Below are 25,095 nucleotides of genomic sequence, written 5' to 3'. Positions count from 1 at the left end.
ACTACAGTTGGACTCTGTCAAGATACTAGCGCCAACGGCAGCCTGACTTAGTGTCACGCGCCTCAGGGCGAGCCGCATTGAGCTCCCCAGCGCGCCTGGAAGGAACCCCCATGACATCGTCAGTTGCTCTGGCTGCCGTGACTTTTGACCGCCCTGATGAGCTGGCCGTGCTGCTTGACCTCGTGGGGCAGCAATCGCTCCCGGTGGACACAATCTGCCTTGTAGACAGCGGAACGACGCCGGCCAGGGACATCGCTGCTGCCCATGGAAATGTCGATTACGTGCGTTCCGAGGCGAACCTGGGCGGTGCCGGCGGCTTCGCCCTGGCCATCCTGAAGGCGGTTGCCAGCGGAGCCGAATGGATCTGGATTATGGACGACGACGCCGAGCCTCGCGATACCGAGTGCCTCGCGACGCTAGTCCGTGAGGCAGAGTCGCGCGGCCTGGACGCGGTGGTTCCCCTGGTAGTCGCTCCCGACCACCCGGACCAGCTCTCCTTCTTCTTCCGGATCGACGGAAAAGTCACCCATGACCGCACCCAAGTAGAGAAGGCCGGGTTCCTGCCCGACGTCGGGCATTTCTTCAATGGCGCGCTGATCCGCTCGGATGTGTTTTTCAAAGTGGGCCTGCCCGATATCAGGCTGTTTATCCGAGGGGACGAGGTGGACTTCATGCTCCGCCTGCGAAAGGCCGGCATCCGCTTTGGTACGGTGGCGACGGCGTCGATCACGCATCCCCATGCCTTCGACGAAACCAGGCACGTCTTCGGCGCCCGGTGGCATGTCATCATTCCCGGGACGGCCTTCAAGAGGCACTTCTACTATCGGAATCGCGGGTACCTGATCCGCCGCTACAAGCGGGGAAAGTCGCTCATTGCCGACGTCGGCGGCTACTTGGGCTATTTCCTGCCCCGCGGTGACTTCCGCGGCCTGGCCGAATGGTTCAAGGCTTTCTCGTCCGGGCTGCGGGCGAAGGGTTTTGGTCCCCTCAAGGACCAGGAATTCTAGGCGCGGGCAGGAATTCCAGGCGGGGGCAGGGTTCTACCTGCGGCCCGTGCTACCCGGACGGCCCTTGAAGCGGCGTTTCGCCAGGAGTCCGAGGAGCACCCAGGGCTCGACGAACACTCGATAAGCCACCCTGCCCGGATGCAGGACCAGTCGCCAGGCCCACTCAAGGCCCAGCCTGCCCAGCCAGCGCGGAGCCAGCTTCTGGATTCCGGCGAGCTGTTCTATGGCGCCGCCAACCGTGCAGTAGACGGACGGCGGCAGTTCCTCGAGCCGATTGCCAAGCACTGTTTCCTGCAATGGCATCCCAAGGCCGAGCAGGACGAGCTGCGGCCGGAATTCCCTAAGCCAGGAGATGGCTTCCTCCTCTACTCCCCCAGCCCAGTTTTCGCCCGGCATTCCTGCAACCTCGGCCTTGGGAACAATGCCCTTCAGCCTCTCCACGGCTTTGGCGTTGGCCTCCGCTCCGGCGCCGATGACCGCGATTCGGCGCAGGTCAGTCACGCCTCCGAGGGCAGGAAGCCAGTCCGTCGACCCAAGCCTATAGGCCATAGCGCCATTCCCGGGCGCCTGCGGTCCACGCCGGTGAGCCATTCCCCAGAGCATCACTACGGGAGCTCCGTCGAGCAGGATGACGTCGCTGTTCTCATACAAAGCCCGGAAAGCCGGCCTGGAATGGTACAAGGTGACACTGTGCAGGTTATGTCCCAGAACGGTCCGCGTCCTGCCGTCGGACATGAACTCGCTGAGGATGCTCACAAGCTCCCCTACGCGCAAGGGAGTTGCGTCGACGTCGAGGACGGGGACGCGTTGGCGGCGAAGGTTCATGCGGATTCGGTCTCACCGTTGGGCGAGCTTGGCGCCTTTCCGGCGGGCTCCGCCGCCTTGTCGCCCGCGGCCTCCTGCTCGCCCTCCCCCAGGATGTCGGGGACGATTTCGCGTAGCCGTTCAAGGGAAATCGCGCCTGAACGAACAACCCGGAAGGGCCTGGACGTGGCGTCCACGATCGTCGAGGGAACGGCGTCCGTCCCCTCCACGGGGCGGAACCCGTCCTCAAGATAGACCTCCACGGACTCCGCCAGCTGCTCCCGTGCCTGGGAACCGGTTTGGGCCGGGGCTTGGCCGGTGCGATTGGCGGAAGAGACGGCAAGCGGCCCGGTCAGGGCAAGCAGTTCCAGAGCGACTTCATCTTCCGGGATGCGCAGCGCGACAGTCCCCTTGGTTTCGCCAAGGTCCCAGTTCAGCGAGGGCTGCGCGTGCAGGATCAGGGTGAGCCCGCCCGGCCAGAATTCCTCCGCCAGTTTCCGGGCCTCCTCCGGCACATCTGTAGCAAGGCCGTCCAGGGCGCTCAGCCGCGGAATGAGGACCGGCGGGGGCATGCGCCGGCTGCGGCCCTTTGATGCGAGCAGGAGCGTGACCGCCTGGGGGGAAAATGCATCGGCAGCAATGCCGTACACGGTGTCCGTAGGCATCACCACGCACATCTTTTCGTTGATGGCCCGCTGTGCGTGTTCGAGGCCTTCGGAGCGTTGTTCGGGCAGGGTGCAGTTGTAGGTTGTGGTCACAGCGTTATTCTTTCACTACTCGACTCAGTGACTTGGCGACGGTTCCCCTGGCTGGACTGCAAGGACGGCGCTGGTGGCCCGTTCCTTCCCGTTCAGGTCCAGGTGGCTGGTAATTCCAGACCACATCCCCATCCGAGCCATCATGGAGGAGATCCATTCAGCCTGCACTTCGGCGTGCTCCATCACGAAGTAGCCGCCGGGCTTGAGGAGCCGGGCTGCCGTGGCCGCGGCCGCCGTCGGAAGTTCCATGCCGTCCGCTCCGCCGCCATACAGGGCTTCCGGCGGGTCGTGGAGGGCAACCTCGGGCTCGTTTGGGATCGCCTCCGCGGGAATGTAGGGAGGATTGGAGACGACGGCGTCAAAGCTTCCGTTGTGTTCCGGCAGTGCATCCCGGAGGTCTCCCTGGATGAGCTTCACGCCGAGCGGAGCCAGGTTCCGGGCGGCCCAGGCATGGGCAAAGGCGCTGAACTCGACGGCATACACTTCGGCGCCCGGAATTTCATGCGCCAATGAACCAGCGATTGCGCCGGAACCCGTGCCAAGGTCAACTACCTTCGGCCGGGCCGCCCCGGCCAGGGCATCGATGACCAGCTGGACCACGGACTCGGTTTCCGGGCGCGGAATGAAGACGCCAGGCCCCACTTGCAGTTCGAGGTAGCGGAAATACGACACGCCGGTGATGTGCTGGAGCGGTACGCGCTGGGCACGCTCGGCCACAAGTTCGGCATAGCCGGCAGGTGCCATCACGTCGCCAAGCAGGAGGGCGCGCAGTCGCCCGGGTCCTACGCCCAGCAGGTGGCCGGCCAGCAGTTCGGCATCCACCCGAGGGGAGGGCACCCCCGCCTCCGAAAGGATTTCGGCAGCCTCGCGCACGGCGTCGGCAAGGCGCTGCCCTGAAGAAAGCGGCTGTCCTGAAGAAGGCGTCATGGAAAAGCCGGTTCCCGCTATTCGCCGATGGCGGCCAGGCGCGCCTGCTCGTCCATTTCAATGGCCGACTGAATCACCGGTTCCAGGTCGCCGTTCATGACGGCGTCAAGGTTGTAGGCCTTGTAGCCCGTGCGGTGGTCGGCGATCCGGTTCTCAGGAAAGTTGTACGTCCGAATGCGCTCCGAGCGATCCATAGTGCGGATCTGGGACTTGCGCTGTTCGGCGTTTTCGGCGTCGATCTGTTCCTGCTGGTGGGCCAGGATGCGGGCGCGGAGAACGCGCATTGCGGCTTCACGGTTCTGCAGCTGCGACTTTTCGTTCTGCATGGCCACCACAATGCCCGTAGGCAGGTGGGTAATGCGGACGGCGGAGTCCGTGGTGTTAACGGACTGTCCACCGGGGCCGGACGAGCGGTAAACGTCAATCTTCAGATCGTTCTGGTTGATCTCGATTTCTTCCGGTTCATCCACCTCGGGGAACACCAGCACCCCGGCCGCGGAAGTGTGGATGCGGCCCTGCGACTCGGTGGCGGGAACGCGCTGGACACGGTGCACGCCACCCTCGAACTTGAGCCTCGCCCAAACACCTTCAGCAGGGTCGTTGGAGGATCCCTTAATGGCCATCTGCACGTCCTTGTAACCGCCAAGATCGGATTCAGTGGCGGAGATCAATTCAGTCTTCCAGCCACGGGTCTCGGCGTACCGGCTGTACATACGCAGCAGGTCACCGGCGAAGAGTGCAGCCTCCTCGCCGCCTTCACCGCCCTTGACCTCGATGATCACATTGCGGGCATCATCAGGATCCCGCGGGATCAGCAGGCGCCGCAGCCTCTCTTGGGCAGCCGGAATCTGCGCATCGAGCTCGGCTACCTCCTCGGCAAAATCGGGATCCTCGGCGGCCATTTCCTTGGCAGCTTCAAGATCGTCATTGAGTCCGCGCCAGCGGTTATAGGCTTCCACGATGCCCTGCAACTGGGCAGACCGCCGCCCCAACTTCCGAGCCTGCGACTGATCGGCATAAACAGCAGGATCGCTGAGCTGCTTCTGGATATCGGCATGCTCATCGAGCAACCCCTGTACGGACTCAAACATTCAAAACCTCTTTCGACTCGGAGATAAGTCTAGTTGTGACTACAAAAACAGGACCGCACGAGGCGGGTTAACGACGAAGCCGCACGGAATTTCCGCCCCGGGAGTGGCATCGGGCCTGCCGGAGCCGGGTGGCTTGCGATCGTAGATCGAAAGCCACCCGGCGGAGGGGCGGGGGCGGAAATTCCGTGCGGCGTTAGCGAGCAGGGACCGCCGGATTCAGCGGCTCAGCAAAACAGCTACTTGTCGTTATCCGACTTCGCTCCAAGCGTCGTCTTCTGTACCTGCATGAGGAACTCGACGTTGCTCTGGGTCTCCCGGATCTTGTTGGTCAGCAGCTCAAGGCTCTGCTGCTGCTCGAGTCCGGAGAGGACGCGGCGCAGCTTCCACATGATCTTGACCTCTTCAGGCGAAAGCAGGTTCTCCTCGCGGCGCGTGCCTGAGGCGTTGACGTCCACGGCGGGGAAGATGCGCTTGTCGGCCAGTTGGCGGGACAGTCGCAGTTCCATGTTGCCGGTGCCCTTGAACTCTTCGAAGATGACCTCATCCATCTTGGAACCGGTCTCCACGAGGGCGGTTGCCAGGATGGTCAGCGAGCCGCCGTTTTCGATGTTGCGGGCTGCGCCGAAGAAACGCTTGGGCGGGTACAGCGCGGCCGAGTCGACACCACCGGACAGGATGCGGCCGGAGGCCGGAGCTGCCAGGTTGTAGGCGCGGCCCAGACGGGTCATGGAGTCCAGGAGCACCACAACGTCCATGCCCATTTCCACGAGGCGCTTGGCGCGTTCGATGGACAGTTCAGCAACGGTGGTGTGGTCGTCAGCGGGACGGTCGAAGGTGGAAGCAATCACTTCACCCTTAACGGTGCGCTGCATATCCGTGACTTCTTCGGGGCGTTCGTCAACAAGCACCATCATGAGGTGGACCTCAGGATTGTTGGTGGTGATGGCGTTGGCGATCGACTGCAGGATGAGGGTCTTGCCGGCCTTGGGCGGGGAGACGATGAGTCCACGCTGGCCCTTGCCGATCGGAGCCACGAGATCGATGACGCGGGGACCGATCTTCTTGGGGTCGGTCTCCAGGCGCAGGCGCTCGGACGGGTAGAGCGGGACGAGCTTGGCAAACTCGACGCGGTCCTTCAGCTCCTCCGGAGTCTTGCCGTTCACCGTAGTGACGCGGACAAGGGCGTTGAACTTCTGGCGCGCGTTTTGCTGGCCGCGGTCTTCGCCGTCGCGCGGTGCACGGATGGCACCTACGACGGCGTCGCCCTTGCGCAGGTTGTACTTCTTGACCTGTGCGAGGGACACGTAGACGTCGTTGGCTCCAGGGAGGTATCCCGAGGTGCGGATGAATGCGTAGTTCTCCAGGACATCCAGGATGCCGGCGACCGGTAGGAGGACGTCGTCCTCGGTGATCTCGATATCGTCGACATCGGGTCCCTGGCTACGCCCACGACGGCGTTCGCGGAAGCGGTCGGTGCGGGCGTTGCCGTCCCGGCCGTCGCCGCGCTCAGTGCGGTCGCTGCGGTCACCGCGGTCGCTCCGCTCATTGCGGTCCCGACGGTTGCGGCGGCTGCGGCGGCTTCCGCCGTCTTCGCCCTCGCCCTCGTCGCGACGGTTGCGTGAGTCACGGCGGTCAGTACGCTGGCCGGCCTCGACGCCGCCCTGCTCGCCGGCACGCTCCCCGCGCTGCTCGCCGGCACGTTCACCGCGCTGCTCGCCGGTGCGTTCCTCGGTAGCGCGTGCCTCAGCCGGCTGGGCTTCGGCGGGCTGTTCGGCAGGCTGTGCCTCGCCGGCTTCGACGCCCTGTGCAGCAGCTTCGGCACGACGGCGGTTGCGTGTGCGCGGCTGGCGCCGCTCACCGGCCTCAGCCTGCGGAGCTTCCATGGCGGCCTGGCCGGCCGTGCCAGCTTCTGCCGCCGGAGCCGCTGCAGCGGGTGCTTCAACCGAGGGGGCTTCGGCGCCTGCTACGACACCGTCGCTGGTGGCGCGGCGGCTGCGTCCGCGGCCACGACCACGGGTTGCTTCCTGTGCGGGGGCCTGGGCGGCCTCCGCTGCGGGAGCTGCTTCCGGGGCGGGAGCTGCTTCCGGGGCGGGAGCTGCTTCCGGAGCGGCGGCGGAGGGTGCAGCAACCTTCTGCGTGGCCCTCCCGGCCCTGGCAGGGGCCTTTGCCGGCGACGAACCGGCCCGATGGGCGGAAATTGCAGCGACAAGGTCCCCCTTGCGCATGCGGGAACCGCCGGAAATACCAAGCTGACTGGCCAGAGCCTGCAGCTGGGCGAGCTTCAGGCCGGCAAGGCCGCTGCTCTTGGCGGGTGCGGCCGTTGACGATTCGGCAGCAGAAGTTGTTGTGTCCACAGCTGGTGTCAGCTCAGTGGTTTCTGTCACGAAGGATCCTTCCCCCTCGACGGCGTCCGGACCAGAAGCTGGACGCGATGATTTGTTCTGGGCTGCAGTTCAGATCTGTAGCCGGAATTTCGGCCTTGCCGACGATGTCGGCCAGCAGGGCCGGATACTGATACGCCTTCAACGCCCCCGAAAAACCTGGGAGCGGCGGGCTGACGGTTTCAGGATACGGAGAGCTATCTGCGGATACCTGCGACAGGCCGAAAGGAGACGGCACCGGAGACTACGGCGCAGTAAAACAGGGGGAAGGACGATGCGGCCCGAATCCTTGTCTGGGAACTGCCCGCGGCATTACCGCCGGTGCATCTCCACTCTAGCACCTTCAACGTCCACTGCCAGCTTCATCACTCGCCACCGGACATCCGGAGTGTTGTCTGCCGTAAAGGCTTCAATGAAGTCCACGACGTCGGAGGCTTCAGTTTCGCCGTTGGCAAGGGTGAGGACCGTGGGTCCCGCGCCGGATACGACGGCGGCATAACCCCTGCTGCGCAGTGCCGTGATGAGGCTCGCGCTGGGCCGCATGGCCTCGGCGCGATAGCTCTGGTGCAGGAAGTCCTCGGTGCCCGGGAGGAGGAACTCGGGCTGAGTGGTCAGCGCATGGATCAACAAGGCCGCGCGGCCGGAGTTCATGGCTGCAGCATGGTGCCCGATCGATGCAGGCAGCAGGGCGCGTGCCGCTTCGGTAGACAGCTCATAGTCCGGAACGGCGACGATCGGCACCACGGAGGGAACGACGTCGGCGCGGGTGCTGCTGTACTGCTCGCTGTCCTGCCATGACAACGCCAGTCCGCCGAAAATCGCGGGGGCGACGTTGTCCGGGTGGCCTTCCATTTCACTGGTTACCTGAAGGATCCAGGCGGAATCCCTCCGCAAATCCTCGGGCACCAACTGGTTGGCGGCCGCCACTGCGGCGACGACGGCCGAGGCAGAGGAGCCCAGGCCGCGGCCATGCGGATTGACGTTGTCGGCAGTGATCTTCAGGCCGGTGTGCTGGAAGCCCAGGAGCGCCAAGGCGTTGGTGATCGCGCGGACCACAAGATGGCTCGCGTCCCGGGGAAGGGTATCGGCGCCCTCTCCGGAGAGCTCAAAGATGAGCTCTCCGGAGTCCAGGGTTTCAACCGTCAGGGTGTCATAGAGCGACAGGGCCAGGCCAAGGCTGTCATAACCAGGGCCGAGATTGGCGCTTGTTCCAGGGACCCTGACAGTTAGCTGCTGTCCTGCCGCAACGCTTTTGAGTACTGTCGCGGCGGGCTGCGTGGTGTCCACTCTTACTTTTCTTCCAGTCCCAGCTCGGCGGCGACGGTAACGACGTCGTTGGGCACCTTGACCGGCTGCACATCGCTTCCGTCTTCGGTGCGGAGGGCCCACTGGGGGTCCTTGAGGCCATGGCCCGTAACGGTGATGACGATCGTCTTCCCGGACGGCACCTCTCCCGCCTCGTGCTTCTTGATCAGTCCGGCCACGCCTGCGGCCGAACCTGGCTCAACGAAGACACCCTCCTTGGAGGACAGCCAGCGGTGTGCGGCCAGGATCTCGTCGTCGGTCACTGCCTCGATCAGTCCGCCGGACTCGTCGCGGGCTTCGACGGCCGTGTCCCAGGAAGCGGGGTTGCCGATCCGGATGGCGGTGGCGATCGTGTCCGGCTCAGTGATGGGGTGGCCGGCGACAAAAGGCGCAGCGCCGGCAGCCTGGAAGCCCCACATGGCTGGCGTCTTGGTGGAGACGGCGGGAAGCGTGCCTGTGGAAGTCTCGAACGGAGCCGAGTACTCCTTGTAGCCCTTCCAGTAGGCACTGATGTTCCCTGCGTTACCTACCGGGAGGATGTGGATGTCCGGAGCATCGCCAAGGGAGTCGACGACCTCGAAGGCACCCGTCTTCTGACCCTGGATTCGCGCCGGGTTGACGGAGTTGACCAGGAACACCGGATAGGAATCACCCAGTTTCCGGGCGATGTCCAGGCAGTTGTCGAAGTTGCCGTCAACCTGCAGCAAAGTAGCGCCGTGGGCGATGGCCTGGCTCAACTTGCCCATGGAGATCTTGCCCTCGGGTACCAGCACGGCGCATTTCAGGCCAGCGGCGGTGGCGTAGGCGGCCGCGGAGGCCGAGGTGTTTCCGGTGGATGCGCAAACGACGGCCAGCGCGCCGGCCTCGACGGCGGCGGTCATGGCCATGGTCATGCCCCGGTCCTTGAAGGAGCCGGTGGGGTTCATGCCCTCCACCTTGAGGTACACCTGCGATCCGGTGAGCTCGGACAGCTTCTGTGCATGCACCAGCGGGGTGCCGCCTTCACCGAGGGTAATGACCTTCGTGGCTTCCGTTACAGGCAAACGATCAGCGTATTCGCGGATTACTCCGCGCCATTGGTGAGCCACTTAGACCCCTTCTACCCGCAGTACGGATGTGACGGAATTGATGACGTCCAGGCCCTTGACGGCCTCGACGGTTGCCGCCAGCGCGGCTTCGGATGCCCGGTGCGTGATGATCCGCAGTTCGGCGGATTCAACATTGGACTGAGCATCGCGGTGGATTGTCTGGCGCAGGATTTCAATCGAGACCCCGTGCTCGGCGAAAATGTGCGCGATCCGGGCCAGCACGCCGGGCTGGTCAGCCACATCGAGGCCGATGTAGTAGCTGGTGCTGGAGGCGTCGATTGGCAGGGGAGGCACGTGGCCGGTGGTGGTTTCGGTCCGGCCGGGACCGCCGAGGACCACGCGGCGGGCGGCAGACACGAGGTCGCCCAGGACTGCGGAAGCGGTGGGAGTTCCACCGGCGCCCTGGCCGTAGAACATCAGTTCCCCGGCGTTTTCCGCCTCAACGAAAACCGCGTTGAAGGCTCCATGGACTGCGGCGAGCGGGTGTTCCCGCGGCAGCAGCGTGGGGTGCACCCGGACCGAAACGCCCTCGCCGCCATTGCCGGCGGCAGAACCCTGCACTTTCTCCGCGATCGCCAGCAGCTTGATGACAAACCCGGCTTCCTTCGCAGCGGCGATGTCGGAGGCGCTGACAGCCGTAATGCCTTCGCAGTAGACGTTCTCAAGGGCGAAGCGGGTGTGGAAGGACAGCGAGGCGAGGATGGCGGCTTTCGCGGCGGCGTCGTGGCCCTCGACGTCGGCAGTCGGGTCCGCTTCCGCATAGCCGAGCCGCTGGGCTTCAGCCAGGGCATCGGCGAACTGTGCACCGGTGCTGTCCATCTGGTCGAGGATGAAGTTGGTGGTGCCGTTGACGATGCCGAGGACGCGGGTGATCCGGTCGCCGGACAGGCTGTCGCGGATGGGACGGATGATCGGGATGGCACCTGCCACGGCCGCTTCGTAAGAGAGTTGGACGTGCGCCTTGTCGGCCTCTTCGTAGAGGGTGGGACCATCCTGGGCCAGCAGCGCCTTGTTCCCCGTGACGACGCTGGCACCGTTCTGCATGGCAGTGACGATCAAGGTGCGGGCCGGTTCGATGCCGCCCATGAGCTCGATGACGAGGTCCGCATCCTTGACGAGTGTCTCGGCGTCGGTGGTGAAGAGTTCGCGCGGGAGTTCGACGTCGCGCTCGGTGTCCAGGTTCCGGACGGCGATGCCGCCCAGTTCGAGGCGGGCACCCGTCCTCGCTGCAAGGTCCTCGGCGTCGTCAATTAGAATCCGCGCGACCTGGGCCCCAACGTTGCCACAGCCCAGCAGGGCCACCTTCAGGGTTCGCACTTCAGACATTCGCCACTCCCATGTCGCGGTTCAACAGATCTTCTTCGGTTTCCCCGCGGACGATGAGCCGGGCGGAGCCGTCGCGCACAGCGACAACGCCCGGTCGGGCCAGATAGTTGTAGTTGCTTGACAGGGCCCAGCAGTAGGCGCCGGTTCCCGGTACAGCGAGCAGATCACCGGCTGCCACGTCCTCGGGCAGATATACATCTCTAACAACTATGTCGCCGCTCTCGCAATGTTTGCCCACTACTCGGGACAGTTGCGGGGCGGATTCGGTGGCGCGGGAGGCCAGGACGGCCGAATAATCCGCGTCGTACAGCACGGGACGGGCATTGTCGCTCATGCCGCCGTCCACCGAAACATAGCGGCGCGGGAACGTAACGTTTCCGTTGGCGCCCTCTGCCCCTTTCGCTGCCGTCGCGGCGGGTGCATCCACCCGGACAGTCTTCAGGGTGCCTACCTCGTACAGGGTGAACGTGCTGCTGCCAACAATCGCACGGCCCGGTTCGATCGAGATCCGCGGCGGCGTGATTTCCAGGGATGCGCAGGTGGAACGCACGACGGCGGCCATCGCATGGGCGATTTCGGCCGGCGGGCGAGGGGTGTCCACCGGGGTGTAGGCGATGCCGTAGCCACCGCCGAGATCCAGCTCGGGCAGCACGATGGAGTACTTGCGCTGCATGGAATCCAGGAAGGTCAGGAGCTTCTCCGCGGCAAGAGCGAAGCCGTCCGGTTCGAAGATCTGCGAGCCGATGTGGCAGTGCAGGCCAAGGAGTTCGATGCTGTGATAGGTGGTTGCGGCGGCAACAGCCTCCTCGGCTGCCGAAAGCCCCTCCTCATCCGTGGTGTCCCCTGCCATGGACAAGCCGAACTTCTGGTCCTCGTGGGCGGTCGCGATGAACTCGTGGGTGTGGGCGTGCACGCCCGGCGTCAGCCTGAGCATGACCTTGGCGGCCTCCCCGCGGCCTTCGGCGATCTTGGCTACGCGATCCAGTTCGTCGAGGCTGTCCACAACGATCCGGCCCAGCTTCATGTCAAGGGCACGCCTGATTTCGGCGTCGGACTTGTTGTTGCCATGCAGGCTGAGGTTGGCGCCCGCGATGCCGGCCCTGGCTGCGACGGCCAGTTCGCCACCGGAACAGGTGTCCAGGCGCAACCCTTCCTCGGCGACCCAGGAGGCCACGGCAGTGCACAAGAATGACTTACCGGCGTAGTAGACATCTACGCCGGCGCAGATGTCGGCGAAGGCGTGGTCGAACGCGTCCTTGAAGGAACGGGCGCGGGCACGGAAGTCAGACTCGCTCATCACGAACAGCGGGGTTCCGAACTGTTCCTTGAGTTCGCTGACGGGAATGCCGTCGATGGCTAGCATCCCGGCGTCGTTGCGTTCAACTCCTGCGGCCCACATCGGAGCGTGCAGGGCGTTGAGGTCCTCGGGAACCGCAAGCCAGTCCGGGGCCAGGGGCGAAGCGGAAGCGTTGCGTTGCATATCAATCACATCCGTTCCGGTGCTGAAACGCCCAGCAGCCCTAGTCCGTTTGCCAGTACCTGGCTGGTTGCGTCGTTGAGCCACAGACGCGTGCGGTTGGTGTCGGTCACGGGTTCGTCGCCCATGGGCGCAACGCGGCAGGCGTCGTACCAGCGGTGGTAGGCGCCGGCGATGACTTCGAGGTGGCGCGCCACCCGGTGCGGCTCCCGCAGCTCGGCCGCCTTGGCCACAATGGACGGGTAGCTGCCCAGGTAGGACAGGAGTTCGTTCTCGGTCTCGTGGTCCAGCAGCGAAGCATCGAAGGCGCTGCGGTCCACGCCGGCGTCGATCGCGTTGCGTGCGGTTCCCCGCGAACGTGCATGCGCGTACTGCACATAGAAGACCGGATTTTCGTTGCTGTTCTTCTTCAACAGTTCCGGATCCAGCGTCAGCGGCGAGTCCGCCGGGAAGCGCGCCAGCGAATAGCGCACGGCGTCCTTCCCGAGCCACTCAATGAGGTCCTTGAGCTCGATGATGTTGCCCGCGCGCTTGGACAACTTGGCGCCATTGACGGAGACGAGCTGGCCGATGAGGACCTCGATGTTCCTCTCGGGGTCGTCGCCGGCACAAGCGGCAATGGCCTTGAGCCTGTTGATGTAGCCGTGGTGGTCTGCACCCAGGAGGTAGATCTTCTCGGTGAAGCCCCGGTCTTTCTTTGACAGGTAGTAGGCGGCGTCTGCGGCGAAGTAGGTAGGTTCGCCGTTGGCACGGATCATCACCCGGTCTTTGTCATCGCCGAAGTCGGTGGTGCGCAGCCAGACCGCGCCGCCGTCGTCGAAGACGTGGCCCTGCTCGCGCAAGCGCTCGACGGCAGCCTCAATGGCGCCGGCGTCGTGCAGTTCCTGCTCGGAGAAGTAGACGTCAAAAGTCACGCCGAATTCAGCGAGCGTCTCCTTGATGTCCTTCATCTGGGCCTCGTAGGCAGCCGCGCGGATCACGGGCAGGGCAGCCTCGTCCGTGAGCTCGCGGATGGCCGGGTGCGCCTTGAGGACCTCGTCGCCAAGTTCCCTGATGTACTCTCCGGGGTAGCCGCCCTCGGGCACATCGCGGCCGTGAAGCCGGGACAAGACGGAATTGGCAAAGACGTTCATCTGCGAGCCGGCGTCGTTGATGTAGTACTCGGCTGTCACGTCGGCACCGGAAGCACGCAGTACCCTGGCGATGGAATCGCCCAGGGCGGCCCAACGGGTGTGGCCGATATGCAGGGGGCCGGTGGGGTTAGCGGACACGAACTCCATGTTGACCACCCGGCCGGCGAGCGCCGTGTTGGTTCCGTAGTTCCGGCCTGCCTCTACGATTGCCTTGGCCAGGGCACCTGCGGCCGCGGCTTCCACCGTAATGTTCAGGAAGCCCGGACCCGCGATTTCAATGTTTTCGACGCCGGGAATCGCCTTGAGCCGAGTGCTGAGGACTTCTGCGAAGGCACGGGGATTGGTTCCGGCCTGCTTGGCGAGCTGCAGGGCGATGTTAGTGGCCCAGTCACCGTGTTCCCGGTTCTTGGGTCGCTCCACGCGCACGTCCTGCGGGACAGCAGTTTCTGAAAGAGCTATCTCGCCGGCGGCGACAGCGTCTTTGAGGCAGGAGGATATGGCAGTGGAAAGTTCTTCGGGAGTCACCCTTCTAGCCTACCGGTGGCCTGCAAAGTGACGGAATCGAGGACGTCCACACTTCAATCACCCAGCGCACAGGTGACACAGGAAGATACGAACTTCGGCACCGAGTGAACCGATAGCCTGAATCGAACGTTGTGAAAAGCGTAATTGCGCCATTCACTGTCCATGAGCCTGAACATCCTTAGAAATGAGTAGACGCATGACTTCCTCGACAATCCGCAAGAACGTCTTCGCCGGTATCGCCGGACTTTCCCTTGCCGGTGCCGCCGCAGGCTGTGCTCCCTCCCCCCAGGCCACTCCCACAGAAACCACGGTTCCCACTACCGGAACGACGCTCGCCACCACGCAGTCTTCACCCCAGGGAAGCACCGCGGGGCAGGCAACTATATACAAGGACGGCACGTACAGCGCGGACGGCATGTACACCTCGCCTAACGGACAGGAAACGGTAGGGGTTGAGCTGACACTCAGCAATGACACCGTTTCGGCAGTGAACATCACCGTCCACCCCTCGAACCCCAACACCCGCAAGTTCCAGGGAGAGTTCAAGGACGGCATTGCCGCACAGATCGTCGGCAAGAAGCTCGATGAGCTGAACGTTTCCAAGGTCTCGGGCTCCTCTTTGACCAGTGGCGGCTTCAACCAGGCCGTGGAAGAAATCAAAGACCAGGCCAAGTAGCGGCAGTGGCAGTTGCTGGCTGGTCGGATTTCCGCTTTGAAGGAATCGGGACGCAGTGGGAAATCTCGACGGCGGACCCGCTGGAGGCGGCGGTCGGCAGCCGACTGCTCGAGATCGTCGAGGAGTACGACCACAACTATTCAAGGTTCCGTTCAGATTCCCTGGTGACGCGCATCGCGAGGGATCCCGGCCACTACAGCCTGCCGTCGGGGTCTGAGGACCTTGCCCGGATCTATGCCTCCCTTTACCGAATGAGCGGCGGCCGCGTCACCCCGCTGATCGGCGGAAGCCTGGAACGGCTGGGCTATGGGGCGGATTATTCGCTGCGAGCTGAAGGCGCTCCGCTGCCAGCCCCACGCTGGGAGGATGCACTGCAATGGGAAGACCGTTCAGTGACAACCAGGCAGCCGGTGGTCCTCGATATCGGAGCCGCCGGCAAGGGGCAACTGGTAGACCTGCTGTCGGCTGAACTCGAGCGCTCCGGACATCATGATTTTGTCGTAGACGGCAGCGGGGACATGCGACATCAGGGAGGGACACCCATAACCGTGGCGCTCGAGCACCCTTATGACGCCAGCCAGGCGATCGGAACCCTGGAACTCGCGGGCAGGGCCCTGTGTGCCTCGGCCGCCAACCGGAGGGCGTGGGGTGACGGACTGCACCACGTCCTGGACGGTGCCACCGGCGCCCCGGTGCAGACCGTCGTCGCCACGTGGGCCATGGCATCGACCGCCCTGGAGGCGGATGCCCTGGCAACGGCCCTGTTCCTTGTGGAATCCACGCTGCTGGAAAACGAATTCGAGTTCGATTGGCTTCTGGTCTATTCGGATGGTCGTGCACGGTATTCCGATGCCTTTAAGGGGAGACTGTTCGCATGAATGCCGCCTTGATCAAGACAAAGGCCCGGATGGATACATGGCTGGGCCGCTTCACGATGTACCGGCTGATCCTATGGGTCCTTGGAGTGCTCGCGGCCTACAGCATGCTCCTGGATGTATTGGGCTGGCTCACGTTCGGCCTCGCCGAAATGATGGTCCACCTGGCTCTCTGCCTGGGCCTTACATACGGTTCCAACCGGCTGCTTGCAACTTTGTTCCGGATCACGCCGCATTCGGAGTCCTCCCTGATCACAGGCCTGCTGCTGTATTTCCTCTTTTGGCCGTCGCTGGGGGCTCTTGACCTGGCCGGCATCGCACTGGCCTGTGTCATCGCTTCCGCCTCCAAATACGCCCTCGCTTTCCGCGGCCGCCACATCTTCAACCCGGCGGCGACAGGGGCCTTCGTTACATCTTTGACTGGCCTGAACGTTGCAACCTGGTGGGCCGCGACCCCGGCTATGCTGTGGCTTCTTGTTCCCGGCGTGTTCCTGATCGTGTACCGGACCCGCAAGATGCTCATGGCTGGAGCGTTCCTCCTGGTCGCCACGTCCATCATCTGGGTGGAACTGCTGAGGGTGGGCATGACCTTCGGTTCCGCCCTCTGGCAGGCGCTCGCGCAGCGCCCGCTCCTGTTCTTCGTCGGCTTTATGCTCACCGAACCGCTGACCCTGCCGCCGCGCCGCTGGCAACAGCTGGCGCTGGCCGCCGTCGTCGGGGTTGTCTTTGCCGTACCGTACAACCTCGGCTTCGTCGCGAATTCTCCCGAGCTTGCCCTGCTGGTGGGGAACGCACTGGCCTTCCTGGCAGGGCAGCGCGGTGGAGTGGCCCTGAAGCTGCTCGGCTCCCGACCGCTGTCCCCCGTCGCCACGGAATTCCGCTTCGCGCCCACCCGGCCCCTCCGCTACTCCCCCGGGCAGTTCGTGGAACTCAACCTTCCGCACACGCCCAGTGACGGCAAGGGCCGGCGTCGGGTGTTCAGCATCACGAGCCCGCCCGAGGCATCGGAAGTGACCCTGGGAGTGGGAACAGCGGATCCGGTTTCGGCCGCCAAGCGCGCCCTGCTCGCCCTGACTCCGGGCGAGACAATCCATGCAACCGCAATCGGCGGGGATTTCGTGCCCCCCAGGGATCCGGAACGTCCGGTGCTGCTGATCGCCGCCGGAATCGGCATCACACCCTTCCTGGCCCACTTGGCGTCGAACACCAAGGAAAGGCGCGACACCGTTCTCCTGTACCTGGCCAAGAACCGGGACGAGCTGGCCTACGCCGATGTCCTGGAAGCCTCCGGGGCGCGCATCATTGCACGGCTCTCCGATGGCTCAACTCCTCCGGATTTTATGGAGGACGCCGGAAGGGCAAGGATCAATTCCGATCGCCTGCTGGAACTGGTGCCCGATATCGGCGTCCGGGACGTCTACGTTTCCGGCTCGCCGGCCAGCGTCGAGAGCCTCCGATCGGCCGCCCGGAAGGCCGGTGCGCGCCGAGTGCACGTCGACGCCTTCGCCGGGTACTGACGACGGCGGTAGACCGGCCGTCCGTTTTACATTGCCCCCCATCAACCTGCTAAGCTCTAGGACGTCCCACCAGCAACGGCGGGAACCCTGAATGCCCTCGTAGCTCAGGGGATAGAGCGTCTGCCTCCGGAGCAGAAGGCCGTAGGTTCGAATCCTATCGAGGGCACAGACAACACCCCGCCAGCCCAGCTGGCGGGGTGTTTTTGTTGGGACATGCAGGCGCCTTTCGAAAATTGTCGGTGCCCGCTCCTAAGCTGGTTGTGAAGGCAGGTTCGGAACGTGTTCCCGCCAGCAGACAGGAAGGGCAAGCATGCACATCTCCCCTGTATCCGCGTTTGGATCTGAGGCTGTTTTCCGGGACAACCACAATCAATCCCGGGCATCCGGTGGACCCGGCACGGCTCCGCTGTGCTCTATTGTTCCCCCCTACCTGCTCCGCCGCCTGGCCGCGCAGCACACTCCGCGGCTGTCTGTCGTAGCGCGGGCAGCCAAGGAGGCTCTGCTGCATGTACAGACCGTGCAGGCCGCGCGAGCCGTCCGGACACCCGCTGCTCCCCCAAGCCTGCGGGAAGCCACGCCCTCTCCGCCCAAGCGGACGGTGTTCGATGCCGGCAATGCGGAAGTACTGCCAGGTGTTGTGGTCCGGAAGGAAGGCGAGCCGCCCACCGGAGATGCCGCAGCGGACGAGGCCTATGAAGGGCTGGGGCATACGCATCGGCTCTATGCGGATGCTTTTGGGAGAAACTCGATCGACGGCGGCGGGCTCGCCCTGGATGCCACCGTGCACTTCGGCAATCTCTACGACAACGCGTTTTGGGATGGACAGCAGATGGTGTTCGGCGACGGGGACGGCGAGATCTTCCAGCGCTTCACCCGGTCCCTGAGCGTAATTGGCCACGAGCTTGCCCATGGTGTCACCCAATACACGGCCGCCCTGGCTTACCGGAACCAGGCCGGCGCCATCAACGAATCCATGTCTGACGTCTTCGGAGCCCTAGTGGAGCAGTATTTCAACGGCGAGTCTGCAGCAGAAGCGAGCTGGCTAATCGGCCAGGGGCTTTTCACGGACCAGGTGCAAGGCAGTGCCCTGCGGTCACTGAAAGCCCCGGGAACCGCATACGACGACGACATCCTTGGCAAGGACCCGCAGCCAGATTCCATGGACTCCTATGTCAGGACCAGCACGGACAACGGCGGTGTCCACATCAACTCCGGGATCCCCAACAAAGCCTTCTACCTCGCAGCCAGCGCCATCGGTGGAAACGCGTGGGAGGCACCGGGCCAGATCTGGTACGGCGCCTTGACCAGCGGTTCCCTCCCGACGACCTGCACTTTCAGCCGCTTTGCCAAGGCGACGCTTTCAGCAGCAGAAGAGTTGTTCGGCGAGGATTCCGCGGAACATGACGCCGTCAAAATGGCGTGGGACACTGTCAAGGTAAAGGTTTAGACGCCCTGTCGGTGCCTGTGTCCGCCGGGCGGAACCAGCCAGCAAGGGAAACAGCGCCGTCATGAAAATCATCGTCCAGCGCAGCGGAGGCATCGCAGCGATGAACCGCGTGTGGACGGTCGAAGCCGTGACGGACGACGACAAGCGCCGCTGGTTGCCCATTCTTGATGCCTGCCCATGGGATGCCGCCCCAGCGAGGGCAAATAGCTCGCAGCCTCAGCCCGACCGTTTCACGTACTCGATTCGGGCGGGCCAGCGCCGCGCCACGCTGCCGGAGCAGGCCGTCACGGGACCTTGGCGGGTGTTGGTCGACTCTGCAAAAGCGGAGGGCGAGCCCCGAAGGCGTTAGCTATTTCGAAGTCGCTGGCTTTTTCCTGAGCCGCTAGTTGGCATCCAGCAGCTGGCCCCGGAAGGTCCTGCGGTAGGACTGCGGGCTCGTGTCCAGGACCCTGCTGAAGTGGTGGCGCAACAGTACAGAATGTCCAAATCCCGCTTCCCGGGCTATTTCATCGATGTTGAGGTCGGTGCTCTCCAGGAGCTCCTGCGCGCGCAGGACCCGCTGCGAATTGAGCCAGGCGGCGGGTGTGGCACCAGTCTCCGCCCGGAATCGCCGGGCGAACGTCCGCGGCGACATGTGCACGCGGGTCGCGAGCTCGTTGACGCTGTGGTCCTGGTGCAGGTTGTGCACCATCCATCGCAGCAGTTCCTCCATGGGCTGCGAACCACATTTCGGCATGGGCCTGTCGATGAATTGCGCCTGGCCTCCATCGCGATGCGGCGGAACCACCATGTCCCGCGCAATGGCGGCTGCCACGTTGGCGCCCAGCTCCACCCTTACGAGGTGCAGGCAGGCATCAATGCCTGCCGCCGTCCCTGCACTGGTGATGAGGCGATCGTCCTGGACGTAGAGGACGTCCTCGTCAACCAGGACCTTGGGATAACGGCTGGCGAGTTCCTGCGAATAGTGCCAGTGGGTAGTGCAACGGCGGCCATCCAAAAGACCCGCACGGGCAAGGGCAAAGGCTCCCGAGCAGATGGACATGACCCACGCACCCCCTTGATGCGCCTGACGGAGCGCTTCCAAGACTGCTTCCGGCACATCCTCATCCCGGCCATATGGCGCCATGATCACCAGATCCGCGTCTTCGGTGGCCTCCAGTCCAGTGGCGACGTGCATGGAGAGGCCGGATTTCATAGGAACCTCTCCCGGCACCGGCGTGCATACGCGGAAGTCGAAGGCCGGGACGCCGGTTCCCCTAGCGGAGCGATCGATGCCGAAAACTTCGAAGACGGTGCCGAATTCGAAGATCGAAAAGTTGGGAACGACGATGACTGCGACGCTTTTCAACATGCCTCCATTGTGGCAGAAAATTGTCTAAAAGGGGCATTTCTGCCACTATTTCTTCTCGCCAGGCAGGAACACCATGGAGTCATGGAACTCATCGGAATTGCAGTCATCGTGCTCCTCACCGTCGCCGCCTCGGCAACCGTATCCCTGCTCCGGGGAGACGGCAGGGGCCACACCCCGCCCGTCGTTTCAGAAGAACCATGGAAGGCCCTGGACCTCCCCAGCAGCGCGTACTCCTCAATGAGGATCTTCTAGGCCAACCTTCCCTGCCGGGACCCGTCCTGTGTCTTATGCGGCCAGGAACCAGATTCTTTGATCGCATAAGACACTAGATTGGGTCCCATGATCCAAACCTCCGCGCGGCTGCTCCAGCTGCTCTCCCTCCTGCAGGTCCGCCGGGAATGGACGGGGCCGGCACTAGCCGAACGGATGCAGGTCACAGAAAGAACCATCAGGCGGGACATCGACAAGCTCCGCAACCTCGGCTACCCCATCCATGCCTCCCCTGGCACGGCAGGCGGCTACCAGTTGGGCGCAGGGGCGAAGCTCCCCCCGCTCCTCCTTGACGACAATGAGGCCCTGGCAGTCGCACTGGGCCTGAATTCTATGGCGGCAGGCGCGGTAGCCGGCCTTGGTGAAGCGTCTGTCCGGGCCCTGGCCAAGCTTGAGCAGGTGCTTCCCTCCAGGCTCCAGCCGAAATTTGCCATGTCGAGGGCGGCGGTCACCACGCTGCCCAACCCAGCTGCATCAGTAGACCCGAAGCAGCTGACAGTGGTGTCCTCAGCCATTGCGGACAGGCGCCAGATCAGCTTCGACTATCAGAAGCAGGATGGTGAATCCGCCCGTCGCCTCGTGGAGCCCTACAGGCTTGTGGACACCGGACGCCGTTGGTACCTCGTGGCCTGGGATGTTGAACGGGAAGCGTGGCGTACCTTCCGGGCGGACAGGATCCAGTCCCTTCCGTCCGAGCGGAAAAAGTACGTACCCCGGCCGTTGCCCGCGAAAGACATTGGGGCCTACGTCCAGCAGTCCATTTCCAGGTCCCCCTACCGTTATGAGGTGGTCGTGCGGCTCTATGCTCCGCTGGACCAGGTGGCCGCGATGGCGGGTCCCCAGGCCGCCGCGCTAAGCGCCGACGGAGCCGACTGCACCATCCTGAGGGGTGGCTGGGACCGCCTCGAGTATCCGGCCGCCCACTTGGCGTCCTTGGACCTGGATTTTGAGATCCTCGAACCGGAAGAATTCAAAGGCTATGCCCTCGGCCTTGCTGACCGCCTGGCGAGGGCAGCCTCAGGCGCAGGCCGCACGGCAGCCGATAGGAACGGCACGCCAACGCCGCAGTAGACTTGCTGCAGCCATGACTCTTCATATCTCCTACCCCGCAGAGCTGCCGGTCTCCGAGCGCCGCGAGGACCTGATGGCAGCCATTGCCGCTAATCAGGTGACCATCATCGCCGGCGAAACAGGCTCCGGGAAGACTACCCAGATCCCCAAGATGTGCCTCGAACTCGGCCTTGGCGAGAAGGGCCTGATCGGGCACACCCAGCCGCGTCGCCTTGCCGCGCGCACCGTAGCCGAGCGCATTGCCTTCGAACTTGGCGTGGAGCTGGGCCAGGAAGTGGGATTCCAGGTCCGCTTCACGGGCGAAGTCAGCAAGGACACCAGGATCAAGCTAATGACCGACGGCATCCTGCTGGCTGAAATCCAGCGGGACAAGCTGCTGCGGAAGTACAGCGTTATCATCGTCGACGAAGCACACGAGCGTAGCCTCAACATCGACTTCATCCTGGGGTACCTGAAGCGCATTCTGCCGCAGCGGCCGGACCTGAAGGTCATCATTACCTCGGCAACGATCGACCCCCAGCGTTTTGCACGCCATTTCGGCAGCGAGGAAGCACCAGCCCCCATCGTCGAGGTCTCCGGACGGACCTACCCGGTGGAAATCCGCTACCGCCCGCTCTCCCAGCCGGCCGGCGGTGCTGCCGTAGGCGAGGACGGCGTCGAGGATTCCGACGACGAGCTCGAAGAAGACCGCGACCCGCTGGACGCGGTCTGCGACGCCGTCGACGAACTTGCCCTCGAAGCCCCCGGCGACATCCTCGTGTTTTTCTCCGGCGAACGGGAGATCAGGGACGCGGCGGAGGCAATCAACGCCCGAATCCAAACGAACCGCCGCCTCGCCGGCACCGAAGTGCTTCCGCTCTTTGCGCGCCTGAGCCTGCAGGAGCAGCACCGCGTGTTCAACCCGGGCAGCAAGCGCCGGATCGTGCTGGCCACCAATGTCGCCGAAACCTCCCTCACCGTGCCCGGCATCAAGTACGTCATTGACACTGGAACGGCACGCATCTCACGCTATTCGCACCGGACCAAAGTCCAGCGGCTGCCTATCGAGCGGGTTTCGCAGGCCTCAGCCAGCCAACGCTCCGGGCGCTGTGGTCGCGTGTCCGAGGGCATCGCTATCCGCTTGTACTCAGAGGACGACTTCGAGTCCCGCCCGCTGTTCACGGATCCCGAAATCCTGCGCACCAACCTTGCCGCCGTCATCCTGCAGATGACCGCCATGGGCGTGGCGAGGGGACCCAAGGATGTGGAGAACTTCCCGTTTGTCGAGCCACCGGACTCCCGGGCAATCAACGACGGCGTGACCCTCCTGCGCGAACTCGGCGCCCTGAGCACTCCAAAGGCGGCGAGCCCAGAGGCCGACATGTCGAAGGCAGGCACTGCCAAGGCGGGCGACAAGGCCCGTGGCGGGCTCACCGCCGTCGGGCACAAGCTCGCCCAACTTCCCGTCGACCCGCGGCTGGGCCGCATGATTGTCGAAGCGGGCAGACGCGGCTGCGTGAAGGAAGTCATGATCCTCGCGGCTGCCCTGACTATCCAGGATCCGCGCGAGCGCCCCCAGGGGGACGGCTCAGGCAAGCAGCAGCTGGCTTCGGAGAAGCATGCCCGCTTCCGGGACGAAAACTCGGACTTCACGGGGTACCTGAACCTCTGGAACTATATCCAGGACAAGCAGCGCGAACTGTCGTCAACCCAGTTCCGCCGCTTGTGCCGGAATGAGTTCATCAACTACCTGCGCATCCGTGAGTGGCAGGATCTCTTCACCCAGCTGCGGCAGCTTGCCAAGCCCTTGGGCATCACCATCGACAACAAGCGCCAGGCCGATCCGGTGGGGAACCACGAGGGCATCCACGTCAGCCTGTTGTCAGGCCTGCTAAGCCACATCGGGCTGTACGACGAGCGGAAGCGGGAGTACGTCGGCGCACGCGGCACGCGGTTCGCGATTTTTCCTGGTTCGGCACTGTTCAAGAAGTCGCCGGCGTTCGTCATGGCGGCTGAACTCGTGGAGACGAGTCGGCTGTGGGCGCGAGTTGCTGCCAAGTTCGATCCTCTGTGGGTCGAGCAGGTGGCGCCGGACCTGGTGAAGCGCTCCTACAGCGAGCCGCACTGGTCCAGCAGGATGGGCGCAGTGATGGCCCACGAAAAAGTCACGCTCTACGGTGTTCCGATTATTCCCGGTCGCCGCGTGAACTACGGCAGGATCGATCCCGAGCTTTCCCGGGAGTTGTTCATCCGCCACGCGCTCGTAGAAGGCGAATGGAAGACGCACCACAAGTTCTTCCACCGCAATCGGGCGCTGCTGCAAGAGATCGAGGAACTTGAGACGCGCATGCGGCGGCGGGACATCCTGGTGGACGACCAGGCGCTGTTCGAGTTCTATGACGCTCGAATCGGCCCCGATGTGGTCTCCGAGCGCCACTTCGATAAGTGGTGGAAAGAAGCACGCCAGAAGGACCCTACCCTGCTGGACTTTGACGAGTCCCTGCTCATTAGCGAGGACGCCGAGTCGCTTGATGACTCCGCCTATCCCAAAACCTGGCTGCACAAGGGCTTCGAGCTTCCCCTCAGCTATGAGTTCCACCCCGTCGCACCAGGATCGCCGCCTAATCCTTCGGACGGGGTGACCGCCGAGGTTCCGGTCCTTTTCCTGAACCAGCTTGAGGATGGAGCGTTCCGCTGGCAGATCCCGGGGCAGAGGGTGGAGCTCGTGACGGCGCTGATCAAGTCCCTGCCCAAGCAGATTCGCAAGAACTTCGTCCCGGCGCCCGATGTGGCCCGCCAGGCAGTCGCGGCTTTGGAGTCGGATTTCGATCCGGCCACCGATGACCTCGAAGCGTCCCTGGAACTCGTGCTGCGCAGGCTCCGCGGCCACATCATTCCCCCGGGTTCCTGGAATTGGGAGGCCGTACCACCGCACCTGCGGGTGAGCTTCAAGGTGGTAGACAGCAAGGGCAAAGTCCTTGACGAAGGCAAGGACCTGGCTGCCCTGCAAGAGCGCCTGGCCCCTGCTACCCGACGCGCCATCGCGGAATCCCTTGGGGCGACACCTGCCACGGCACTGCCGGGTTCCTCGCGGAAGCCCGCCAAGGCTTCTGCCAGCTCCGATGGACGGCGTGGTGGCGGCAATAGCCAGGCCGCGGATTCTGGAAGGAGTCTGCGTGCGGCGGACAACACCCGTGGTTTCGCGGAGCAGTCCGGGCTCAAGGAATGGTCGTTTGGCACCATTGACCGCCAGGTTACCCGCATCGTGAACGGCCATGAAGTGACGGGGTTCCCGGCTATCGTCGACGACGGTGACTCGGTCTCCCTGCGCGTCTTCCAGAGCCGCTCCGAGCAGGAAGCCGCCATGCGGGCAGGCGTGATCAGGCTTCTGGCACTCCGGGTTCCCGCACCTGACCGCTACATCCTGGAGCACCTTAACAACACCGAAAAACTCACCTTCAGCCAGAACCCGCATGGCTCGGTCAGCGCTTTGATCGCCGACTGCGCCCTGGCTGCCATCGATAAGCTAACCCCCGCTGAATTGCCATGGGACAGGCAGTCATTCGACGCCCTCTACGAAGTGGTCCGCGCCGAGCTGATCGATACCGTGTTCAAGGTGACCGCAGTCGTCGAACGCATCCTGGCCAGCACCCGCAGGATCGACAAGCAATTGAAGGCGACGGCAAGCCTGCCGCTGATCAGCGCGCTGAACGACATCCGAAGCCAGCTGGAACAACTGGTGTTTCCCGGTTTTGTAGCACGCACGGGTTACGCACAGCTGAACCAGCTCCCCCGCTACCTCGCGGCCATTGAGAAGCGGCTGGAAAAGCTTCCCGGCAACGTCCAGCGGGATGCCCTGAACATGGCTATAGTCCAGGCACTGGAGGACGACTACGACGACGCCGTGGCAGCCCTGCTGCCGGGGCGCCGCGCGGGCACCGAATTAACCCGCGTGCGCTGGATGATCGAGGAACTGCGAGTCAGCCTGTTCGCCGTCGAGCTGGGCACGGCGTATTCGGTGTCCGAAAAGCGCATCCGGGCGGTCCTGAACCAGGCGCTGGCCCCGGCATAACCATCGGCGTAACTG

At 64.0% G+C, this 25,095-nt stretch carries 20 protein-coding genes and 1 tRNA gene; 10 read left to right on the top strand and 11 right to left on the bottom strand.

What is annotated here, in order from left to right; genetic code table 11:
* Nucleotides 1–110: 110 nt before the first annotated feature.
* The gene (locus J7E82_RS10550) at nucleotides 111–1,007 is read left to right on the top strand and encodes a glycosyltransferase (RefSeq protein WP_214862561.1); all 897 of its coding nucleotides are present in this window, start codon (nucleotides 111–113) and stop codon (nucleotides 1,005–1,007) included.
* A gap of 33 nt (nucleotides 1,008–1,040) precedes the next feature.
* Here J7E82_RS10550 and J7E82_RS10545 read toward each other — a convergent pair whose 3' ends face one another.
* The 10 genes from J7E82_RS10545 to argS form a co-directional block, all read right to left on the bottom strand.
* Entirely contained in the window at nucleotides 1,041–1,832 is a 792-nt protein-coding gene (locus tag J7E82_RS10545; protein WP_214862560.1) for a WecB/TagA/CpsF family glycosyltransferase, read from the bottom strand.
* On the bottom strand, nucleotides 1,829–2,569 hold the full coding sequence (locus tag J7E82_RS10540; RefSeq protein WP_214862559.1) for an L-threonylcarbamoyladenylate synthase: 741 nt from the start codon (nucleotides 2,567–2,569) through the stop codon (nucleotides 1,829–1,831). Before J7E82_RS10540 ends, J7E82_RS10545 begins: the two co-directional genes overlap by 4 nt.
* Nucleotides 2,570–2,593: 24 nt before the next feature.
* Nucleotides 2,594–3,496 (bottom strand): peptide chain release factor N(5)-glutamine methyltransferase, encoded by a 903-nt coding sequence (gene prmC, locus J7E82_RS10535; protein ID WP_214862558.1) that lies wholly within the window; start codon nucleotides 3,494–3,496, stop codon nucleotides 2,594–2,596.
* A 17-nt stretch (nucleotides 3,497–3,513) separates the two neighbouring features.
* Nucleotides 3,514–4,587, bottom strand: a complete 1,074-nt coding sequence (gene prfA / locus J7E82_RS10530) for a peptide chain release factor 1 (protein ID WP_214862557.1) — start codon at nucleotides 4,585–4,587, stop codon at nucleotides 3,514–3,516.
* 236 nt (nucleotides 4,588–4,823) lie between these two features.
* On the bottom strand, nucleotides 4,824–6,971 hold the full coding sequence (gene rho, locus J7E82_RS10525; protein WP_214862556.1) for a transcription termination factor Rho: 2,148 nt from the start codon (nucleotides 6,969–6,971) through the stop codon (nucleotides 4,824–4,826).
* Nucleotides 6,972–7,280: 309 nt separating this feature from the next.
* Complete coding sequence (gene thrB, locus J7E82_RS10520; protein WP_214862555.1) at nucleotides 7,281–8,255, bottom strand: homoserine kinase; 975 nt, start codon at nucleotides 8,253–8,255, stop codon at nucleotides 7,281–7,283.
* A gap of 2 nt (nucleotides 8,256–8,257) precedes the next feature.
* Entirely contained in the window at nucleotides 8,258–9,361 is a 1,104-nt protein-coding gene (gene thrC, locus J7E82_RS10515) for a threonine synthase (protein WP_214862554.1), read from the bottom strand.
* The gene (locus J7E82_RS10510; RefSeq protein ID WP_214862553.1) at nucleotides 9,362–10,687 is read right to left on the bottom strand and encodes a homoserine dehydrogenase; all 1,326 of its coding nucleotides are present in this window, start codon (nucleotides 10,685–10,687) and stop codon (nucleotides 9,362–9,364) included. It lies immediately after the preceding gene.
* Nucleotides 10,680–12,167, bottom strand: coding sequence for a diaminopimelate decarboxylase (gene lysA, locus J7E82_RS10505; RefSeq protein WP_214862638.1), 1,488 nt, complete (start codon nucleotides 12,165–12,167; stop codon nucleotides 10,680–10,682). Before lysA ends, J7E82_RS10510 begins: the two co-directional genes overlap by 8 nt.
* A 5-nt stretch (nucleotides 12,168–12,172) precedes the next feature.
* A complete protein-coding gene (argS, locus tag J7E82_RS10500; protein WP_214862552.1) occupies nucleotides 12,173–13,822 on the bottom strand; it encodes an arginine--tRNA ligase in 1,650 nt (549 codons plus the stop codon).
* Between the two features lie 196 nt (nucleotides 13,823–14,018).
* On the opposite strand from argS, the gene J7E82_RS10495 reads away from it, so the two are divergent.
* The 6 genes from J7E82_RS10495 to J7E82_RS10470 all read left to right on the top strand — a co-directional run bounded on the left by J7E82_RS10495 (nucleotide 14,019) and on the right by J7E82_RS10470 (nucleotide 18,686).
* A complete protein-coding gene (locus J7E82_RS10495; RefSeq protein ID WP_214862551.1) occupies nucleotides 14,019–14,498 on the top strand; it encodes an FMN-binding protein in 480 nt (159 codons plus the stop codon).
* 5 nt (nucleotides 14,499–14,503) lie between these two features.
* Nucleotides 14,504–15,376 (top strand): FAD:protein FMN transferase, encoded by an 873-nt coding sequence (locus J7E82_RS10490; protein WP_214862550.1) that lies wholly within the window; start codon nucleotides 14,504–14,506, stop codon nucleotides 15,374–15,376.
* A complete protein-coding gene (locus J7E82_RS10485) occupies nucleotides 15,373–16,890 on the top strand; it encodes an FAD-dependent oxidoreductase (protein ID WP_214862549.1) in 1,518 nt (505 codons plus the stop codon). Before J7E82_RS10490 ends, J7E82_RS10485 begins: the two co-directional genes overlap by 4 nt.
* Before the next feature lie 93 nt (nucleotides 16,891–16,983).
* Nucleotides 16,984–17,056: transfer RNA gene (locus J7E82_RS10480), tRNA-Arg, on the top strand.
* A 144-nt stretch (nucleotides 17,057–17,200) separates the two neighbouring features.
* The gene (locus J7E82_RS10475) at nucleotides 17,201–18,337 is read left to right on the top strand and encodes a M4 family metallopeptidase (RefSeq protein WP_214862548.1); all 1,137 of its coding nucleotides are present in this window, start codon (nucleotides 17,201–17,203) and stop codon (nucleotides 18,335–18,337) included.
* A 61-nt stretch (nucleotides 18,338–18,398) separates the two neighbouring features.
* Nucleotides 18,399–18,686 carry a protealysin inhibitor emfourin gene (locus J7E82_RS10470; RefSeq protein WP_214862547.1) on the top strand — a complete coding sequence of 96 codons (288 nt, stop codon included), beginning with the start codon at nucleotides 18,399–18,401 and terminating at the stop codon, nucleotides 18,684–18,686.
* A gap of 33 nt (nucleotides 18,687–18,719) precedes the next feature.
* On the opposite strand, the gene J7E82_RS10465 is transcribed toward J7E82_RS10470, so the two are convergent.
* Nucleotides 18,720–19,688: a GlxA family transcriptional regulator gene (locus tag J7E82_RS10465; protein WP_214862546.1), complete on the bottom strand. Its 969-nt coding sequence runs from the start codon at nucleotides 19,686–19,688 to the stop codon at nucleotides 18,720–18,722.
* 81 nt (nucleotides 19,689–19,769) lie between these two features.
* On the opposite strand from J7E82_RS10465, the gene J7E82_RS10460 reads away from it, so the two are divergent.
* The 3 genes from J7E82_RS10460 to hrpA all read left to right on the top strand — a co-directional run bounded on the left by J7E82_RS10460 (nucleotide 19,770) and on the right by hrpA (nucleotide 25,080).
* Nucleotides 19,770–19,940 carry a hypothetical protein gene (locus J7E82_RS10460; protein WP_214862545.1) on the top strand — a complete coding sequence of 57 codons (171 nt, stop codon included), beginning with the start codon at nucleotides 19,770–19,772 and terminating at the stop codon, nucleotides 19,938–19,940.
* An 87-nt stretch (nucleotides 19,941–20,027) separates the two neighbouring features.
* Nucleotides 20,028–21,029: a YafY family protein gene (locus tag J7E82_RS10455; RefSeq protein WP_214862544.1), complete on the top strand. Its 1,002-nt coding sequence runs from the start codon at nucleotides 20,028–20,030 to the stop codon at nucleotides 21,027–21,029.
* A gap of 13 nt (nucleotides 21,030–21,042) precedes the next feature.
* Nucleotides 21,043–25,080 carry an ATP-dependent RNA helicase HrpA gene (gene hrpA, locus J7E82_RS10450; RefSeq protein WP_251041733.1) on the top strand — a complete coding sequence of 1,346 codons (4,038 nt, stop codon included), beginning with the start codon at nucleotides 21,043–21,045 and terminating at the stop codon, nucleotides 25,078–25,080.
* Nucleotides 25,081–25,095 lie beyond the last annotated feature (15 nt).

Source organism: Arthrobacter sp. ISL-30 (assembly GCF_018613855.1).
In the GTDB taxonomy this organism is placed as follows: Bacteria; Actinomycetota; Actinomycetes; order Actinomycetales; family Micrococcaceae; genus Arthrobacter.
This window is presented reverse-complemented; position numbering and strand designations above follow the sequence as displayed.

Coding starts and splice junctions, on each gene's coding strand:
- hrpA (WP_251041733.1), top strand. CDS start 21,043: ATGACTCTTCATATCTCCTACCCCGCAGAGCTGCCGGTCTCCGAGCGC.
- J7E82_RS10550 (WP_214862561.1), top strand. CDS start 111: ATGACATCGTCAGTTGCTCTGGCTGCCGTGACTTTTGACCGCCCTGAT.
- J7E82_RS10495 (WP_214862551.1), top strand. CDS start 14,019: ATGACTTCCTCGACAATCCGCAAGAACGTCTTCGCCGGTATCGCCGGA.
- prmC (WP_214862558.1), bottom strand. CDS start 3,496: ATGACGCCTTCTTCAGGACAGCCGCTTTCTTCAGGGCAGCGCCTTGCC.
- J7E82_RS10470 (WP_214862547.1), top strand. CDS start 18,399: ATGAAAATCATCGTCCAGCGCAGCGGAGGCATCGCAGCGATGAACCGC.
- J7E82_RS10475 (WP_214862548.1), top strand. CDS start 17,201: ATGCACATCTCCCCTGTATCCGCGTTTGGATCTGAGGCTGTTTTCCGG.
- lysA (WP_214862638.1), bottom strand. CDS start 12,167: ATGCAACGCAACGCTTCCGCTTCGCCCCTGGCCCCGGACTGGCTTGCG.
- J7E82_RS10460 (WP_214862545.1), top strand. CDS start 19,770: ATGGAACTCATCGGAATTGCAGTCATCGTGCTCCTCACCGTCGCCGCC.
- J7E82_RS10485 (WP_214862549.1), top strand. CDS start 15,373: ATGAATGCCGCCTTGATCAAGACAAAGGCCCGGATGGATACATGGCTG.
- prfA (WP_214862557.1), bottom strand. CDS start 4,587: ATGTTTGAGTCCGTACAGGGGTTGCTCGATGAGCATGCCGATATCCAG.
- J7E82_RS10510 (WP_214862553.1), bottom strand. CDS start 10,687: ATGTCTGAAGTGCGAACCCTGAAGGTGGCCCTGCTGGGCTGTGGCAAC.
- J7E82_RS10465 (WP_214862546.1), bottom strand. CDS start 19,688: ATGTTGAAAAGCGTCGCAGTCATCGTCGTTCCCAACTTTTCGATCTTC.
- J7E82_RS10545 (WP_214862560.1), bottom strand. CDS start 1,832: ATGAACCTTCGCCGCCAACGCGTCCCCGTCCTCGACGTCGACGCAACT.
- J7E82_RS10455 (WP_214862544.1), top strand. CDS start 20,028: ATGATCCAAACCTCCGCGCGGCTGCTCCAGCTGCTCTCCCTCCTGCAG.